The following is a 16,178-nucleotide window of genomic DNA, read 5'->3' on the forward strand; positions in this document are numbered from 1 at the left end:
AGTCTCGCTTCCGACCGGTTACGGCGTGGCGTCGGGCAGGCGCACGGCCTGGCCTTCGCTCAGCGAATGGATGCCGGCGACGACCACGCGGTCGCCGGCGGCCAGGCCTTGTGTAACGGTGGCGCGGCTGCCGTTCCGTCCCGTCACGGTAACGGGACGGCGGGTCACGGCCTTGCCGCTCGCGTCCACGAGCCAGACCGAATCCTGGCCATCCGTATTCAACAGTGCCGTCGCCGGCAGGACGAAGCGGGGCGCGACGTTCCGCGAGAGGGAGACCGTGAGGGTCGAGCCGAGGCGGAAGGCCGGCGAAGGAGCGAGCAGGGTCATGCGGATGCGCCGGGTCCGGGTGACACGGTCGGCGAACGGCGCGGTCTCGCGGACCTTGGCCGTGGCCGTCACGTCGGGTGCGCTCTGGAGGGCGACGGTGAAGACCGCGTCCTTCGGCATGGCGCCGACGAGGTCCTCCGGGATGTCGACCACCGCCTCGCGCTCCTCGGGGCGAGCGAGGGTCAGCACCGCTTGGCCGGCGCTGAGCACCTGACCGACTTCGGCCGACCGCACGGTGACGACGCCGTCGAAATCGGCGTGGAGTTCGGTGTAGCCGATCTGGTCGCGGGCCTTCTGGAGGCTGGACTGGGCCTGGGCGAGACGGGCCTGGGCGGTGTCGCGGCTGGCGACCGCGCTGTCGAGTTGAGCCTGGGTGACGTTTCCGCCGGCGAGCAGCTTGCGGCGGCGGTTCTCCGTCGCGCCGGCATTCTCGGCCTGGGCCTCGGCATCGGCGAGGTCCGCCTCCGCACGTGTCAGGGCGAAGCGCGGCACGACGGGATCGAGGGCGGCGAGGCGCTGCCCTTTCTTCACGACATCGCCCACGGTCACGTCGCGGGCCACCATGCGTCCGGCGATCTGGAAGCCGATCTCCGACTGGTAGCGCGGTGCCACGACCCCCGCGAAGGGGCCGAAGACTTCCGTCGCGACCGATTTGGCCGTGGTGGTCAGCACTGGGCGAACAGGGGCCGGACCGGCCTCCTGCTCCGGCTTGCAGCCCCCCAAGACGAGGACCGCGAGGAAAGCCACGACGGCAGGAGCGGGGTGATGGTTCATGGGGCAACCCCCAGGGTCTGGGCGACGGCGACGACCTGGCCCGGTCGGAGCAGTTGGATACCGGCGATGACCACTTCCTCGCCGGGCTCGATCCCGCCCGCCAACGCGATGGTATCGGGGGCGTAGCGCTCCAGGGTGACCTTGCGCGGCGCCACGGTGCCGTCCTTCGGATCACGTACCCACACCGCAGGACCATCCTGCCAGCGGTAGAGGGCCGACCACGGCAGGACGATGGCCTGGCGCGCGTGGAACTTGCCGGTGCCGATCACCACGGCGCCGAGGCTCATGCCCGGCGGGGTCGCTTGGAGCCCGACCTTGACCCTCACGGTGCCGGAAGCGGAATCCACGCTCGGCGAAATTTCGCGCACGCGGCCCACCGCCGTCACCTTGGGGTCGGCCTGGAGGGCGACGGCGACGGTCTCGCTTTCGGGTGGTGCCGCCAGCACCGCCTCGAAGATGTTGAACACCGCGTCGCGCGGGCCGTCCTGCGCCATGACCATCACGGTCTGGCCGGCCTGAACCACTTGGCCGACCTCGAAGGTTCGGCTGAGCACGATTCCGTCGACGCCGGCCTTGAGATCCGTGTAGGAAAATTGCTCCTGGGCCGTGCCGAGGGCCGCCTTGGCGGATTCCACCGCCGCCTGCGTGGTGCGCAACTGCTGCTCGGCGTCGTCGTAGCTCGGCCGCGTGGTGTAGCCGCCGGCCATCAGGCTTTCCTGGCGCTTGAAGCTGACCTTGGCCTGCGTCAGCAGGGCTTCGGCCGACGTCAGCGCCGCCTTCGCGTTGTCGAGGTTGGCCCGCTGCTCCTGCGGATCGAGGCGCGCCAGAACCTGATCGGCCCGGATGTGATCGCCGACCTCGACGAGGCGGCTGGCGATCTTGCCGGCGGTGCGGAACGAGACGTTGACCTGAGACTGCGCCTCGATGTCCCCGGTGAAGATGAGGTCCGAACTGATGGTGGTGCGCTGGGCCACCACCGTGCGAACCAGGGCGAGCTCTTGGCTCCTGTCGGTGCCGGCAATCCTGTCCGCGCCAGAACGAGCGCTCTCGTCGGCCGCCGCGGGGACGGGAACTGCGGCAAGGACGGCCACGGTCACGAAAAGGGCCGCGCCGAGGAGAGCCGGCCAGGATCGGATCGGTGAAAAATCGATCATCGCTTCCCGCTCGTCCCTCTCGCGACCCTATCGGTGGCGATCCTTATCGGCTATCTTACCGACCGTCCAGACGGTTTTTAGAAATAGGAACGTGATGACCAAACCGCGCACGCGGCGCGAAGACCGCCCGGCGATCATCCTCGATGCGGCCGAGCGCCTGATCCGCCGCGTGGGGACACGCACCCTGACCATCGATGCGGTGGCGGCGGAGGCCGGCCTGAGCAAGGGCGGCGTGCTGCATCATTACGGCTCGAAAGACGCGCTGATCCAGGCGCTGGCCGAGCGCAAGCTCGGGATGATCCGCGACAGCATCGCGGCCCACGAGGCGGCTCAGGGACCCGGTCCGGCCGCTCTCCCTCTGGCGCTCATCGCCCATGTCCGGCAGGTCTACGCCGACGAAGAGGGATTTCCCCGCGCCCTCCTGCTGGCATCGGCGGAGAATCCCGAGGCCTTCGCAGGCTTCAACACATTCCTGAAGGACCGCCTCGCCCAGATGGAAGACGTCGCCCGCTGCCCCGGCGCGGGTGCGGTGCTGACCTTCGCGACGCTCGGCCTGCTCCTGACGCGGACGCTCGGCTTCCACACCATCGAGGGTGCGGATCTGGCTCGATTGTTCGACGCCATGGAGCGATTCGCGCGGGATCTTCCCAAAGGCGACCCGGACCGGGCGTGACGCTCAGGCGGCCTGCGCCGCCATGGCCTCGAACACACCGGCATGGCGGGCCGCGAGGGCATCGATATCGGTTGCGTAGCCGCCGCCGATCACCGCCACGAGGGGAATGTTGCGGGATCGCGCCGCCGCGACGACCAAGCGGTCCCGAGCGGACAGCCCCGCATCCGTGAGGGCGAGGCGACCGAGACGATCGTCGCGGTGGGGATCGACGCCGGCGTTGTAGAAGACGAGATCCGGAGCGAGCGCATCGAGGAGGGGGCCGACATGGGCTCCTAGAGCGGCGAGGTATGCCGCGTCCTCGAGCCCGTCGGGCAGGCCGACATCGCGGTCGCCTGCGATCTTGCGGGCCGGGTAGTTCCTCTCGGCGTGGAGCGAGAACGTGAACAGGTCCGGCGTGCCCGACAGGCAATCGGCGGTGCCATCGCCCTGGTGCACGTCGCAATCGATCACCACGGCGCGGGCGATGGTGCCCTCCCGGTGAAGGGTACGGGCCGCGATGGCGACATCGTTGAAGATGCAGAACCCGGCCCCGCCGCTGCGGCGGGCATGGTGACTCCCCCCGGCGGCGCTTCCCGCGAGGCCATGCGCCAGGGCGAGTCGCGCCGCCAGCAGGGTCCCGGCGACGGAGGCCCGCGAACGCGCGACCACGCTCGCTTCCACGGGCAGCCCGATCTCCCGCGCGACGGCGCGCGGGACGTCGTGGGCGAAGACGGATTCGACGTAGGCCCGGTCGTGCACCCCGGCGATGAGATCCACATCCGCCGGCTCGGGACGCACGAATCCCCCCGGCGCGAGGCCCCGCGCCTGGAGGATCTCGGACAGGCGGCGGTACTTGCCCATGGGGAAGCGGTGCCCGTCCGGCAGGCTCGCCTGATAGTCCGGGTGATAGACGATGGGCGGGACCGTCACGCCCCCGCGGCCTCCGCTCCGTGGACCATCCCCCGCATTCCCGCCCCCACGCCGCCCATCCCGCAGACCTTGTCATACGACTGAAGCCGAGGGGCTGTTAGGGCCGTTCGGACGACCGGGGCGCGGCACGATGTCGGCCTCGGCGCGGGAGACCCGGACATGATGGACGCCTGGACCGGAACGGACCTTGCCCTGATCTTGTGTCTCGCCCTGACGCTGATCAACCTCGCCAGCCTCGGGCTGGCGGGTCTGCGTCTCGGGGGACGGCGCGGCGCCTCGATCTTCCCCACGAAAGCGCCGATCTCCCTGGTGCGCCCGGTCTGCGGCCTCGAGGCCTTCAGCGAGGAGATGCTCACCCGGGGCTTTCGCCTCGAGCATCCTGACTACGAACTCATCTTCTGCGTGGCCGACCGGGCCGACCCCATCGTGCCCCTGCTCCACCGCCTGATGGCCGCTCACCCGGAGATTCCGTCGCGCCTCATCGTCGGCGACGAGCGGATCAGCGACAATCCGAAGCTCAACAATTGCGTCCGCGGCTGGGAGGCGGCGCGTCACGACTGGGTGGTGTTGGCCGATTCCAACGTCCTGATGCCACCGGATTATCTCCAGCGGCTCCAGTCGGCATGGCGTCACGACACCGGCCTCGTCTGCTCGACGCCCATCGGGGCCCGGCCGGACGGCTTCTGCGCCGAGATCGAATGCGCGTTCCTCAACACCCTCCAGGCCCGCTGGCAATATGCCGGCGAGGCCGTGGGCCTCGGCTTCGCCCAGGGCAAGAGCATGCTGTGGCACAAGCCGTTCCTGGAAGCCCGCGGCGGCATCCGCGCCCTCGCGGCCGAGATCGCCGAGGACGCGGCGGCGACGAAGCTCGTGCGGGCGGCCGGCGCCCGGGTCCATCTCGTGGCGAGCCCGTTCGAGCAGCCCCTGGGGCGGCGAACGCCCGCCGAAGTCTGGGCGCGCCAGTTGCGCTGGGCGCGCCTGCGCCGCGTCACCTTTCCGGCGTTCTTCGCACCCGAGATCGGCACCGGTCCGGTCCTGCCCTTCGGCATCGCCCTCCTGTCGGTTCCATCGACGACCCTCGCGGGTTGGCTGTGCGCTCTGGCCACCCTCTGGTACAGCGCGGAGTACGGCCTCGCGGTTCGAGCTGGATGGTATCGTGGGCCGCGCCTTCTCCTCGCCTTCCTCGTCCGCGACGCCGTCTTCCCGGTGATCTGGATCGGCGCCTGGATGCGGGGCGCGGTTCTCTGGCGCGGCAACCCCATGGATATCCGACCGAAGGCACCGGCCCGCCTGAGCACCCGGGTGACGGCGGCCTGAGCTTCCGGTGCGGCCGGCGCCCTGGTAAGCCGCCCGTCATGAAGATCGGCATCCTCGAGACCGGCGATCCGCCCGAGCGCCTGAGTGACCGCTACCCGTCCTACGGGCGGATGGTGGCCGATCTCGTCGGGCCCGGCCATGCCTATACGCACTATGCCGTCGCGCGTGGGACCCTTCCGGCGGGCCCCTCGGAGCAGGACGCCTACCTCATCACCGGGTCCCCGGCGGGCGTCTGCGAACCGCTGCCCTGGATCGCCGCCCTCATCGGGTTCCTGCGCACGGTGCCGCCCGAAACGCCGCTGGTGGGCATCTGCTTCGGTCATCAGGTCATGGCCGCCGCCTTCGGCGGGCGGGTGGCGAAATCGCCCAAGGGCTGGGGCATCGGCCTGCACACCTACCGGGTCCGGGCTCGTGCCGCTTGGATGGACGACGTCACCGAAATCGCCGTCCCGGCGATCCATCAGGATCAGGTTCTGGAGCCGCCGCCCGGCACCCTGACCCTCGCGGGCAGCAGCTTCACGCCGTACGGCATCCTCAATTACCGCGACCGGCGCGCAATCTCGTTCCAGGTCCACCCGGAATTCGCGTCCGACTACGCCCTGGCCCTCGTCGCCGGCCACAGCCCTGCGGTACCGCACGAGCCGGCGGTGCACGCAGCAGCCCTCGCCTCGCTGGCGCGAGCCAACGACGGACCACGCCTCGGCGGCTGGATCAGGCGATTTCTGGAGACCGGAGCGTGACGATGGTGCGGGCGGTCGGAATCGAACCGACACTCCTTGCGGAACCGGATTTTGAGTCCGGCGCGTCTACCAATTCCACCACGCCCGCGATGAACGCCTCATGGCACACCTTCGTGATTCGAGCCAGTGGCGATTTTCCACGGCCGCGTGCTCGCCACGCCCTTTGGCCTATGCTCAAAGGGCAGTGCTTTTCCACCCCATCCATTCGGATTCCGCCAAGCCCATGATCCGTCCATGATCCGCCGCCTGTACGAATGGATCCTCGCGCTCGCGGGCAAGCCGTCGGCGCCGTGGGCGCTGGGCGCGGTGTCGTTCGCCGAGAGCTCGTTCTTCCCGGTACCGCCCGACGTGATGATGGTGCCCATGGCGGTGAGCCGGCCCGACCGGGTGTGGTTCTACGCCCTCATCACCACTCTGACCTCGGTGGCCGGCGGCGTGCTCGGCTACGCCATCGGCGCCCTGCTGTTCGATTCCGTCGGCCAATGGGTGTTCCGGGTCTATGGCCTTTCCGAGAAGGCCGCGACGTTCCAGGCGTCCTACGCCGAGTACGGCCATTGGGTGATCCTGCTGAAGGGGCTGACCCCGATCCCATTCAAGCTCGTGACCATCACCTCGGGTTTCGCCCATTACGACCTGTTCTGGTTCGTGGTTCTGTCCCTCGTCACCCGGGGCGCGCGCTTCTTCCTCCTGGCGGGACTTCTCGGGCGCTACGGCGTTCAGATCCGCGGGGTGCTCGACCGGCACCTCAACGTCGTCGCAGCCATCGCGGTCGCGGTGATCATCCTCGGCTTCGTCCTGTTCAAGGTGCTTCTGTAAGATGAACTACGCGACCCTGCTGCGCCTGCGCCGGAGCGCCCTGATCCTCGTCGTCGGCGCGGTGGTGACCCTGGCGGCGGCGCTCTATTTCCAGTTCGTGCTTGGCTACGTGCCGTGCAAGCTCTGCCTCGAGGAGCGCATTCCGTACTATGCGGCGATCCCCCTCGGGATCCTCGCCCTCGTGCTTCCGGAACGCCTGAGCCGCGTTGCCCTGGGCCTGGCTGCCCTCGGGCTGCTCTACGGCGCCGGGTTGAGCGTCTATCACGCCGGCGCCGAGTGGGCGCTCTGGGCCGGTCCGACGGATTGCGGCGGGGGTACCGGGGCGGCACCCGCCACGGTCACGGATTTCCGCGCGACCCTCGAGACCACGCGGGTGGCCGATTGCTCCACCGCCGCCTGGCGGTTCCTGGGCGTCTCGCTCGCCGGCTGGAACGCCGTGGTGGCGTTCGTCCTCGCGTCCATTTCGGGCACGGCCGCCGCGAAGCGCTGATGGGGTCAGTGCCGGTCGTCGGGGGCGGGCGGCAGGGGCGCCACCTCGATACCCTCTTCGACGAGGGCTCGGGCTTCCTCGAGGCTGGCTTCGCCGTAGATCGGGCGGGTCGGGCTCTCGCCGTAATGCATCCGGCGCGCCTCCTCGGGAAACGCCGTGCCGACATCGTCGGCCGTGCTGGTGACGTGCTCGCGCACGGCTCGCATGAGCGCGCGAACGCGCTGTTCGGGCTCCGAGAACACGGGTGTCGGCGCAGGAGCGGGGACTGGCGCCACCTCGGGCACATCGGCAGCGGGACTGCGAGCCACCGCACGATCGGTGCGGGCGATGGCCGGGGCCATCATTCCCTTGGCCACCCGCGCGGATCCGCAGACCGGACACGCCACCAGCCCACGCGCGGCCTGGTCGTCGTAGGATTCGCTCGACGGAAACCAACTCTCGAAAGCGTGGCTGCCATCGCAGACGAGGGTATACCGGATCATGGGCGGACTCGGGTCGGGATCAGGCGGAATGCCCGATCCGCTCCACGGTGAACGGCCGGGCGTGCAGGAGGGCCGGAATCCGCGCACGGGCGTCGGTGACGCGGGACAGGTCGATCTCCGCCAGGATCACCCCGGGCTCGTTCCCGCCGGCATCGGCCAGAACCTTGCCCCAGGGATCGACGATGAGCGAGTGGCCGTAGGTGTCCCGCCCGTCCTCGTGATGGCCGCCCTGCGCCGCCGAGATCATGAACGATCCCGTCTCGATGGCGCGGGCCCGGTGCAGCACGTGCCAATGGGCCTCGCCGGTCTGCTGGGTGAAACACGCCGGCGCCGTGAGGATCGCGGCGCCGGCCTCGGCCAGCGCCCGGAACAGGGCCGGGAAGCGGATGTCGTAGCAGATGGTGACGCCGATGGGTGCCCACGGCGTGTCGGCCACCACCGCACAGGCTCCTCCCGTATACGTGGCGGATTCGCGCCAGCGCTCGCCGTTGGGCAAATCGACGTCGTAGAGATGGACCTTGTCGTAGGACGCGGTGATCGCCCCCTGCCCATCGATGAGGAAGGCACGGTTGGCGATCTTGTCACCGTTGCGCACGGCGAGCGACCCGATCTGGACGACGAGGCCGCGCTCCCGCGCCACCTCGCGCAGGGCCGCCAGCGTCGGGTCTTCGTCCTGGCCGGTGACCTTCTCGAACAGGCTTGCCTTACTGCGCTCGACCAGGGAGGTCATCTCCGGGGTCTGCACGTAATCGGCACCCGCATCCGCCGCTTCGCGCACCAGGGCGACCGCCGCGTCGCGGTTGGCGAGGGGGTCGCGTCCCGAGCGCATCTGCACGCAGGCGGCGACGAAGCGGGATGCGTCCGTCACGAGGCGGACACCATCGGCTCGAGCTTGCCGGCGCCGTTGAGGGCGTAAAGATCGTCACAGCCGCCCACATGGCTCTCACCGACGAAGATCTGCGGCACGCTGGTGCGTCCCCCGGCCCGCTGAACCATGGCGGCGCGCGAGCCGGCCGTCTTCTCGACGTCGATCTCAGTGAAGACGATGCCCTTCTCTCGAAGCAGGCTCTTGGCCGCCGAGCAGTAAGGGCACCAGGCGGTGGTGTAGATCGTGACCGGCTTCATGTCTCAGGGCCCCAAGGCGTTCCACATCGCTTATAGGCGAGCCCGGAGACTCTTCCTACTGCGGCGTTCCGCGGGGCCTGAGGCGATTTTCAGGCCGCGAGCAGCTTCTCGACTTCGTTGACGAGGTCGCGCAGATGGAACGGCTTCGACAGCACCTTGGCGTCCTTCGGAGCCTTCGAATCCGGGTTGAGGGCCACAGCTGCGAAACCCGTGATGAACATCACCTTGATGTCGGGATCGAGCTCGGTGGCGCGGCGCGCCAGCTCGATGCCGTCCATCTCGGGCATCACGATATCCGTGAGGAGCAGCTCGAACGGCTCCTCGCGCAGCCGGTTGTAGGCCGAGAGGCCGTTGTCGAACGAGAGCACGTCGTAGCCGGCATTCTGCAACGCCTTGGCCAGGAACCGGCGCATGTCGTTGTCGTCTTCCGCGAGGAGGATCTTCATCGAACGTTGCCTTGTGCCCTTGAGTTGCTGTGTTCTTTCCACAAAGCACCAGCTTGGTAAACAGAACGTTGCTAGCGGACGCCGGCCGCCCCCCGGGCTTGGTGTGCGACGGCACCGTGGCCTGCGGGCGACGGGTGCCGTGACGGTAGACACGGCCCGCACGGCCCCGCACAGTGGCGCCATGCGTTTTCCCGCCCGGACCGAGGCGCCCGCGCCGCGATGACAGAACCGCTCTCCCCTCCGGATTCTCCGGAACATCCCTGGTTCGACCCGCCCTTCCGCGTGGACGAGCCTGAGGCCCACACCCTCCCCTTCGTGTTCAATGCGCCCCATTCCGGGGCCGTGTATCCGCGCGCCTTCGTCGAGGCCTCACGCCTCGACGCCCTGACCCTGCGTCGGTCGGAGGACGCGCATGTCGACCGGCTGTTTGCGCCGGTGGTGGATCTCGGCGCGCCGCTCATGAGCGCGCACTTCCCCCGGGCCTACCTCGACGTGAACCGCGAGCCCTACGAACTCGACCCACGCATGTTCGACGGGCGATTGCCGGCGTTCGCCAACACACGCTCCATGCGGGTGGCCGGCGGCCTCGGCACCGTGCCGCGAGTGGTCGCCGACGGACAGGAAATCTATCGCGGACGCCTACCGGTGGAGGACGCGGTCACCCGGATCGAGACTCTCTACAAACCGTATCATCGCACCCTGCGCGGACTGATCCAGCGCACCGCCCGCGATTTCGGCCACGCCATCCTCATCGATTGCCATTCGATGCCGTCCTCGAGCCTCGGCCGGGACGAGTCCGCACGGGCCGACTTCATCCTCGGCGACCGGTTCGGCACCGCCTGCGCGCCCGAGCTCATCGGGGCTTTCGAGGACCACCTTCGTGCCCGTGGATTCCGCACCCTGCGCAACAAGCCCTATGCGGGCGGCTTCATCACCGAACATTACGGCGAACCGAATCTCGGACGCCACGCCCTTCAGGTGGAGATCAACCGTGCCCTCTACATGAACGAATCGAGCCTCGCCCTCGGGCGGGGCTTCTCGGAACTGGTGTGGCACCTGCGGACCGTCGTCGCGGCGGTGGCAGCCGAAGTCGAGGACTGGGCGCCGCGCCGAATGGCGGCGGAGTGAAGCGAGCCATCGCCCAGTCGCCGGCAAAACCGCCCGATCCCGAGGAAAAAAATTATTTTAAGGCCAGACACGGCGCGCGAAATTTTCGTGACCTCGAGCCAGCCGTTCGGTGGATAGGAGTAGCCCGGCTCGCGCGCTTACCTATAATGCCGGGCAACACGCCGCCGCACGAGCACGCATCCATGCCCTCCCGCATTCCCGATTTCACCGCCGTCGCCTACGCGGCCGATGCCATTGCCGCCCCGGTGCCGCCGATGGGCGAGCCCTGGATGACCCCCGAGGGCATTCCGGTGAAGGGCGTCTACGGACCCGAGGACCGCGAGGGCATCGAGTTCCTGAACACCTATCCGGGCGTGGCGCCGTTCCTGCGCGGGCCGTACCCGACCATGTACGTCACCCAGCCCTGGACGATCCGGCAGTATGCCGGATTCTCCACGGCGGAGGATTCGAACGCGTTCTACCGGCGCAACCTCGCCGCTGGGCAGAAGGGCCTGTCGGTGGCCTTCGATCTCGCGACCCACCGGGGCTACGATTCCGATCACCCGCGGGTGTCGGGCGATGTCGGCATGGCGGGCGTCGCCATCGACTCGATCTACGACATGCGGACACTGTTCTCCGGCATTCCCCTCGACGAGATGACCGTCTCGATGACCATGAACGGCGCCGTGCTGCCGATCCTGGCCCTCTACATCGTGGCGGCCGAGGAGCAGGGCGTGCCGCCGGAGAAGCTCGCGGGCACGATCCAGAACGACATCCTCAAGGAGTTCATGGTCCGCAACACCTACATCTACCCGCCGGCGGGTTCGATGCGGATCATCGGCGACATCTTCGCCTACACGTCGAAGAACATGCCGAAGTTCAATTCGATCTCGATTTCCGGCTACCACATGCAGGAAGCCGGGGCGACGAACGACCTCGAACTGGCCTACACGCTCGCCGACGGCGTCGAGTACATCAAGGCGGGCCTCGCCGCCGGCCTGACCATCGATCAATTCGCCCCGCGTCTGTCGTTCTTCTGGGCGATCTCGACGAACTTCTTCATGGAGATCGCCAAGATGCGGGCCGCGCGCCTGATCTGGGCCAAGCTCGTCAAGGAATTCGAGCCGAAGACCGACAAGTCCCTGCCGCTGCGCACCCATTCGCAGACGAGCGGCTGGTCGCTGACGGCGCAGGACGTGTTCAACAACGTCACCCGCACATGCATCGAGGCGATGGCGGCGACGCAGGGCGGCACCCAGTCCCTTCACACCAACGCGTTGGACGAGGCGCTGGCGCTGCCGACAGACTTCTCCGCCCGCATCGCCCGCAACACCCAGCTGTTCCTGCAGCAGGAGAGTGGCACGACGCGCGTGGTCGATCCGTGGGGCGGCTCGTACTACGTCGAGAAGCTGACTCAGGACATCGTCGCCCGCGCCTGGGAGCATCTTCGCGAGGTCGAGGAATTGGGTGGCATGGCGAAAGCCATCGAGGCCGGCATCCCGAAGCTGCGCATCGAGGAGGCGGCCGCCCGCGCCCAGGCCCGGATCGATTCCGGCCGGCAGACCATCGTGGGCGTCAACAAGTTCAAGCCGGACGACGACCGCGCCATCGAGCTCATGCGCGTCGACAACGGCAACGTCCGCATGCTGCAGATCGACAAGCTCAAGCGCCTGCGCGCCGAGCGCAGCCAAGCCGATGTCGATGCGGCCCTCGCAGCACTGACCGAGGCGGCGCAGGGCGAAGGCAACCTGTTGGCACTCGGCATCGAAGCGGCGCGGGCCAAGGCCACCGTGGGCGAGATTTCCGATGCCCTGGAGAAGGCCTGGGGTCGGCACCGGGCCGAGATCCGCTCGATTTCGGGCGTCTACAAGCGGGAGGTGGGTGGCATGTCGCCGGCAGTCGAGACGGTCCGTCATCTCGTGGAAGCGTTCGAGGAAAACGACGGGCGCCGTCCGCGCATCCTCGTCGCCAAGATGGGACAGGACGGCCACGACCGCGGCCAGAAGGTCATCGCCTCGGCCTTCGCCGATCTCGGCTTCGACGTCGATATCGGGCCGCTCTTCGCCACCCCGGACGAGGCCGCCCGGCAGGCGGTTGAGAACGACGTCCACATCGTCGGCGTCTCGTCGCTCGCCGCCGGCCACCTCACCCTGGTGCCGGAACTCAAGGCCGCGCTCACCGCGCAGGGGCGCGAGGACGTGATGATCGTCATCGGCGGCGTCATTCCCCCGAGCGATTACCCCGCTCTCCATGCAGCGGGCGCCTCGGCGATCTTCCCGCCCGGCACCGTCATCGCCGAGGCGGCGGTCAAGCTCATCCAGGAGTTGAACGGCCGCCTGGGCTACGCCGCGCGCCAAGCGGCGGAATGATCCACGCGGCCCGGTCCATGCTGGACCCTGGCCCTCCCCTCGCGTGAGTGATCGACCATGGCACAGGCACGTTCCGAACTGATCCACCCCGTGATCCTGTGCGGTGGGTCGGGTACGCGCCTGTGGCCGGCCTCGCGCGAGAGCATGCCGAAGCAGTTCACCCCCCTGGTGAACGCCGACAGCTCGACCTTCCAGGACACGGCGCGCCGTGTGCTGGATCCCGCCGTGTTCGGTCGCCCGACGATCATCAGCAACGCCGAGGCACGGTTCATCGTCGCCGAGCAGCTGCTCCAGGCCGGCGTGCAGGCCGACATCGTGCTGGAGCCCGAGCGCAGGGATTCGGCCGCAGCCGTGGCGGTCGCGGCCCTGCATGCGGCCCGCCGCGATCCGGAAGCCGTCGTTCTGATCCTGGCGGCCGATCACGTCATCGGCGATACGCCGGCCTTCGTCGCCGCCGCGCAGGCTGCCGCCATCGGTGCGCGGGCCGGCCGGATTATGACCCTCGGCATAGAACCGACGGGGCCGGCCACCGCCTATGGCTACATCCGGCGCGGAGCGGGCCTCGATGGGGTGCCGGGCGCCTACGCCGTCGAGCGCTTCGTCGAGAAGCCGGATCGCGACGGGGCCGAGCGCCTCATCGGCGAGGGCGCCCTGTGGAACTCCGGCTACTTCCTGTTCCGCGCCGACGTGATGCTGGCCGAGCTCGAAGCGCGGGCGCCCGAGATCCTGTCGGCGACCCGGGCGGCCCTCGACGCCGCGCAGGTCGACCTCGACTTCCTGCGCCTCGACGGCTCCGCCTTCTCGCGGGCTCCGAAGACCTCCATCGACTACGCCGTGATGGAGCGGACCGAGCGGGCCGGCGTGCTCCCGGTCTCGTTCCCGTGGTCGGACGTCGGCACCTGGGACGCCGTGTGGGAAGTCCTGCCCCGCGACGCGTCGGGAAATGCCGTGCGCGGCCGGGTCGAGACCATCGACACCCACGGTAGCCTGATCCACAGCGAGGGCGAACTCCTTACCACCGTGGTCGGCCTCGACGATGTGGTGGTGGTGGCGACTCCGGACGCCGTGCTGGTGACCTCGAAGGCCCGCTCCGGCCAGGTCAAGGACCTCGTCGCCCAGCTTCGCGAGAAGGCCCATCCGGAAGCCGACGCCCATCGGCGGATGTACCGCCCCTGGGGCTGGTACCAGCGCATCGACATCGGCGAACGCTTCCAGGTGAAGCGCATCATGGTGACGCCGGGCGGCCGACTCTCCTTGCAGAAGCACTATCACCGGGCCGAGCACTGGGTGGTGGTGCGGGGCACCGCCGAAGTCACCGTCGACGACCGGGTGGTCCTCGTCCACGAGAACGAAGCGGTCTACCTGCCCATCGGCTCGATGCACCGCCTTACCAACCCGGGCAGGATTGCCCTCGAACTCATCGAGGTCCAGGTCGGCTCGTACACGGGCGAGGACGACATCATCCGGGTCGAGGACATCTACGGGCGCTGAGTCACGCCGCCACCGGCCGATCGGCGCGGCCGCGGTAGGACAGGGCTTCGGCGAGGTGGATGCGACGGACCTGGGCCTCGCCGTCGAGGTCGGCCAGCGTGCGTGCCACCCGCAGGGTGCGGTGGAAGCCGCGGGCCGAGAGGCGCATGGATTCGGCCGCGCTCCGGATCAGGGCGGCCCCTTCCGCATCGGGCGCCGCCACCGCTTCGATCACCGTGGCCGGGCAGGAGGCGTTGGTGACGCTGGGTCCAAGATCCCGGGCAGCGTAACGTGCCGTCTGCAGGGCGCGGGCGGCGGCGACCCGGGCCGCCATCTCGGCCGAGCCTTCCGCCGGCGGCGGCAGGATGAGGTCGGCGGCGGTGACGGCGGCGACTTCGATGCGCAGATCGATGCGATCGAGGAGAGGCCCGGAGATGCGGGCACCGTACTGCGCGACGCAGCGCTCGTTCGGACCCTTGCGGCAGGCGTAGCCCGGCTCGAGGGCTTGACCGCAGCGGCACGGGTTCATGGCCGCCACGAGCTGGAAGCGGGCCGGATAGGTCACCCTGTGGTTGGCGCGGGCGATCATGATCTCCCCCGTCTCCATGGGCTGGCGTAGGGAATCGAGCACCTGTGGGGTGAACTCTGGCAATTCGTCGAGGAACAGGACGCCGCCATGGGCGAGCGACGCCTCGCCCGGCCGGGCGTTGATCCCGCCGCCGACCAGAGCCGCCATCGAGGCGGAGTGATGCGGCTGCCGGAACGGCCGACGGTTCGACAGCGCCCCATCCTTGAGGGCACCGGCGACGGACTGGATCATGGAGACTTCGAGGAGTTCGCGCGGGGAGAGCGGCGGCAGGATCGAGGGTAGGCGGGCGGACAGCATCGATTTACCGGCCCCGGGCGGGCCATTGAACACGAGATTGTGCGATCCGGCCGCCGCGATTTCCAGGGCACGCTTGGCACCCTCCTGGCCCTTGATGTCGCGCAGGTCCGGCAGTGGACCGCCCGACGCGGCGATGGCGGGTTCGGGACGGGCCAACACCTGCGTGCCCTTGAAGTGGTTGGCGAGCTGGATGAGCGAGCGCGGTGCCAGTACGTCCATGTCGCCCGCCGCCCAAGCCGCCTCTGGCCCGGTGGCAGCCGGACAGATGAGGCCGAGGCCGCGGGCATTGGCCGCCATTGCGGCGGGCAGCACGCCGGAGACCGCCGTGATGGTGCCGTCGAGCGCCAGTTCGCCGAGCACGCAGTAGCCGGCCAGGGCATCGGCCGGCAGGGCGCCGATGGCCGCCATGACAGCGAGCGCGATGGGCAGATCGTAATGGGAGCCCTCTTTGGGCAAATCGGCCGGCGCGAGGTTGACGGTGATGCGCTTGGCCGGCAGCGCCAGCCCCGAGGCGATGAGGGCGGAGCGCACCCGCTCGCGGGATTCTCCCACGGCCTTGTCGGCGAGCCCCACCCCCGTGAAGGCGACGAGACCGGGCGCGATCTGCACCTGCACATCGACGGCCCGCGCCTCGATTCCCTCGAAGGCGACGGTGGCGACGCGGGTGACCATGGCTCTCAACCCTTTTGGACGGCTCGACGGATACAAGCGTAGGCGGCAGTTCGGTCAGAAACAACCTTAACGCGCGCAGGACTTCTCAGGGACCGGGAACCGGATCATGCGGTGCGTCGTTCGCACCCCACCTCGACCGTCTTTAAGGAGTTCACATGTCGTTCAAGACCACCGGCCTCGCCGCACTCGCCCTCGGCCTCGCCCTTACCGGTGCGGCCCGCGCGGACCGCGAGCCCACCGCCGCCGAGCTGACCCGGATCGACGCCGTGCTGAAGGAGGCGGGCTTCACCAAGTGGAAGAAGATCGAAGTCGAGAGCGACGAGATCGAGGTGGACGACGCCCTCGACGCCAACGGCAAGCAGTTCGACCTCAAGCTCGACCCGAAGACCTTTGCGATCGTGAAGCGCAAGCCCGAGTAAGG

The 16,178-nt window shown here is 69.0% G+C and carries 17 protein-coding genes and 1 tRNA gene; 9 read left to right on the top strand and 9 right to left on the bottom strand.

Features of this window, described 5'->3' with window-relative positions; all coding sequences use genetic code 11:
* Positions 1–18: 18 nt before the first annotated feature.
* A complete protein-coding gene (locus ASF22_RS15625) occupies positions 19–1,101 on the bottom strand; it encodes an efflux RND transporter periplasmic adaptor subunit (protein ID WP_056266001.1) in 1,083 nt (360 codons plus the stop codon).
* The gene (locus ASF22_RS15630; RefSeq protein WP_082483747.1) at positions 1,098–2,255 is read right to left on the bottom strand and encodes an efflux RND transporter periplasmic adaptor subunit; all 1,158 of its coding nucleotides are present in this window, start codon (positions 2,253–2,255) and stop codon (positions 1,098–1,100) included. Before ASF22_RS15630 ends, ASF22_RS15625 begins: the two co-directional genes overlap by 4 nt.
* Positions 2,256–2,349: 94 nt before the next feature.
* Here ASF22_RS15630 and ASF22_RS15635 point away from each other — a divergent pair, with 94 nt between their 5' ends.
* Positions 2,350–2,928 (top strand): TetR/AcrR family transcriptional regulator, encoded by a 579-nt coding sequence (locus tag ASF22_RS15635; protein ID WP_056171782.1) that lies wholly within the window; start codon positions 2,350–2,352, stop codon positions 2,926–2,928.
* 3 nt (positions 2,929–2,931) lie between these two features.
* On the opposite strand, the gene ASF22_RS15640 is transcribed toward ASF22_RS15635, so the two are convergent.
* On the bottom strand, positions 2,932–3,837 hold the full coding sequence (locus ASF22_RS15640; protein WP_056266004.1) for a histone deacetylase: 906 nt from the start codon (positions 3,835–3,837) through the stop codon (positions 2,932–2,934).
* A 159-nt stretch (positions 3,838–3,996) separates the two neighbouring features.
* On the opposite strand from ASF22_RS15640, the gene ASF22_RS15645 reads away from it, so the two are divergent.
* Positions 3,997–5,154: a ceramide glucosyltransferase gene (locus ASF22_RS15645; protein WP_056266008.1), complete on the top strand. Its 1,158-nt coding sequence runs from the start codon at positions 3,997–3,999 to the stop codon at positions 5,152–5,154.
* Between the two features lie 38 nt (positions 5,155–5,192).
* The gene (locus ASF22_RS15650) at positions 5,193–5,894 is read left to right on the top strand and encodes a glutamine amidotransferase (protein WP_056266010.1); all 702 of its coding nucleotides are present in this window, start codon (positions 5,193–5,195) and stop codon (positions 5,892–5,894) included.
* Between the two features lie 3 nt (positions 5,895–5,897).
* Here ASF22_RS15650 and ASF22_RS15655 read toward each other — a convergent pair.
* A tRNA-Leu gene (locus ASF22_RS15655) sits at positions 5,898–5,982 on the bottom strand.
* 146 nt (positions 5,983–6,128) lie between these two features.
* On the opposite strand from ASF22_RS15655, the gene ASF22_RS15660 reads away from it, so the two are divergent.
* Positions 6,129–6,710 (top strand): YqaA family protein, encoded by a 582-nt coding sequence (locus tag ASF22_RS15660; RefSeq protein ID WP_056171790.1) that lies wholly within the window; start codon positions 6,129–6,131, stop codon positions 6,708–6,710.
* Position 6,711: 1 nt separating this feature from the next.
* Entirely contained in the window at positions 6,712–7,200 is a 489-nt protein-coding gene (locus tag ASF22_RS15665; protein WP_056171792.1) for a disulfide bond formation protein B, read from the top strand.
* 5 nt (positions 7,201–7,205) lie between these two features.
* Here the strand turns inward: ASF22_RS15665 and ASF22_RS15670 are convergent, their stop codons facing one another.
* From ASF22_RS15670 to ASF22_RS15685, 4 genes are all read right to left on the bottom strand, one after another.
* Positions 7,206–7,682: a DUF1178 family protein gene (locus tag ASF22_RS15670; protein WP_056266013.1), complete on the bottom strand. Its 477-nt coding sequence runs from the start codon at positions 7,680–7,682 to the stop codon at positions 7,206–7,208.
* A gap of 19 nt (positions 7,683–7,701) precedes the next feature.
* Positions 7,702–8,550 (bottom strand): carbon-nitrogen hydrolase family protein, encoded by an 849-nt coding sequence (locus tag ASF22_RS15675; RefSeq protein WP_280137419.1) that lies wholly within the window; start codon positions 8,548–8,550, stop codon positions 7,702–7,704.
* On the bottom strand, positions 8,547–8,807 hold the full coding sequence (gene grxC, locus ASF22_RS15680; RefSeq protein ID WP_056171797.1) for a glutaredoxin 3: 261 nt from the start codon (positions 8,805–8,807) through the stop codon (positions 8,547–8,549). Before grxC ends, ASF22_RS15675 begins: the two co-directional genes overlap by 4 nt.
* Before the next feature lie 89 nt (positions 8,808–8,896).
* Complete coding sequence (locus ASF22_RS15685; protein ID WP_003603128.1) at positions 8,897–9,253, bottom strand: response regulator; 357 nt, start codon at positions 9,251–9,253, stop codon at positions 8,897–8,899.
* Positions 9,254–9,472: 219 nt separating this feature from the next.
* On the opposite strand from ASF22_RS15685, the gene ASF22_RS15690 reads away from it, so the two are divergent.
* From ASF22_RS15690 to ASF22_RS15700, 3 genes are all read left to right on the top strand, one after another.
* A complete protein-coding gene (locus ASF22_RS15690) occupies positions 9,473–10,381 on the top strand; it encodes an N-formylglutamate amidohydrolase (RefSeq protein WP_056266016.1) in 909 nt (302 codons plus the stop codon).
* Between the two features lie 182 nt (positions 10,382–10,563).
* A complete protein-coding gene (scpA, locus tag ASF22_RS15695) occupies positions 10,564–12,729 on the top strand; it encodes a methylmalonyl-CoA mutase (protein ID WP_056266170.1) in 2,166 nt (721 codons plus the stop codon).
* A 57-nt stretch (positions 12,730–12,786) separates the two neighbouring features.
* On the top strand, positions 12,787–14,220 hold the full coding sequence (locus ASF22_RS15700) for a mannose-1-phosphate guanylyltransferase/mannose-6-phosphate isomerase (RefSeq protein WP_056266020.1): 1,434 nt from the start codon (positions 12,787–12,789) through the stop codon (positions 14,218–14,220).
* A gap of 1 nt (position 14,221) precedes the next feature.
* On the opposite strand, the gene ASF22_RS15705 is transcribed toward ASF22_RS15700, so the two are convergent.
* Positions 14,222–15,757: a YifB family Mg chelatase-like AAA ATPase gene (locus tag ASF22_RS15705; RefSeq protein ID WP_056266022.1), complete on the bottom strand. Its 1,536-nt coding sequence runs from the start codon at positions 15,755–15,757 to the stop codon at positions 14,222–14,224.
* A gap of 155 nt (positions 15,758–15,912) precedes the next feature.
* On the opposite strand from ASF22_RS15705, the gene ASF22_RS15710 reads away from it, so the two are divergent.
* Positions 15,913–16,176: a PepSY domain-containing protein gene (locus ASF22_RS15710; protein WP_056266025.1), complete on the top strand. Its 264-nt coding sequence runs from the start codon at positions 15,913–15,915 to the stop codon at positions 16,174–16,176.
* Positions 16,177–16,178 lie beyond the last annotated feature (2 nt).

It is taken from the genome of Methylobacterium sp. Leaf87, assembly GCF_001422775.1.
In the GTDB taxonomy this organism is placed as follows: domain Bacteria; phylum Pseudomonadota; class Alphaproteobacteria; order Rhizobiales; family Beijerinckiaceae; genus Methylobacterium.

Excerpts from the sequence above, each read along its gene's own strand:
- ASF22_RS15630 (WP_082483747.1), bottom strand. The coding sequence starts at position 2,255 with ATGATCGATTTTTCACCGATCCGATCCTGGCCGGCTCTCCTCGGCGCG.
- grxC (WP_056171797.1), bottom strand. The coding sequence starts at position 8,807 with ATGAAGCCGGTCACGATCTACACCACCGCCTGGTGCCCTTACTGCTCG.
- ASF22_RS15645 (WP_056266008.1), top strand. The coding sequence starts at position 3,997 with ATGATGGACGCCTGGACCGGAACGGACCTTGCCCTGATCTTGTGTCTC.
- ASF22_RS15685 (WP_003603128.1), bottom strand. The coding sequence starts at position 9,253 with ATGAAGATCCTCCTCGCGGAAGACGACAACGACATGCGCCGGTTCCTG.
- ASF22_RS15690 (WP_056266016.1), top strand. The coding sequence starts at position 9,473 with ATGACAGAACCGCTCTCCCCTCCGGATTCTCCGGAACATCCCTGGTTC.
- ASF22_RS15650 (WP_056266010.1), top strand. The coding sequence starts at position 5,193 with ATGAAGATCGGCATCCTCGAGACCGGCGATCCGCCCGAGCGCCTGAGT.
- ASF22_RS15665 (WP_056171792.1), top strand. The coding sequence starts at position 6,712 with ATGAACTACGCGACCCTGCTGCGCCTGCGCCGGAGCGCCCTGATCCTC.
- ASF22_RS15660 (WP_056171790.1), top strand. The coding sequence starts at position 6,129 with ATGATCCGCCGCCTGTACGAATGGATCCTCGCGCTCGCGGGCAAGCCG.
- ASF22_RS15700 (WP_056266020.1), top strand. The coding sequence starts at position 12,787 with ATGGCACAGGCACGTTCCGAACTGATCCACCCCGTGATCCTGTGCGGT.
- ASF22_RS15625 (WP_056266001.1), bottom strand. The coding sequence starts at position 1,101 with ATGAACCATCACCCCGCTCCTGCCGTCGTGGCTTTCCTCGCGGTCCTC.
- ASF22_RS15705 (WP_056266022.1), bottom strand. The coding sequence starts at position 15,757 with ATGGTCACCCGCGTCGCCACCGTCGCCTTCGAGGGAATCGAGGCGCGG.
- ASF22_RS15710 (WP_056266025.1), top strand. The coding sequence starts at position 15,913 with ATGTCGTTCAAGACCACCGGCCTCGCCGCACTCGCCCTCGGCCTCGCC.
- ASF22_RS15635 (WP_056171782.1), top strand. The coding sequence starts at position 2,350 with ATGACCAAACCGCGCACGCGGCGCGAAGACCGCCCGGCGATCATCCTC.
- ASF22_RS15670 (WP_056266013.1), bottom strand. The coding sequence starts at position 7,682 with ATGATCCGGTATACCCTCGTCTGCGATGGCAGCCACGCTTTCGAGAGT.
- scpA (WP_056266170.1), top strand. The coding sequence starts at position 10,564 with ATGCCCTCCCGCATTCCCGATTTCACCGCCGTCGCCTACGCGGCCGAT.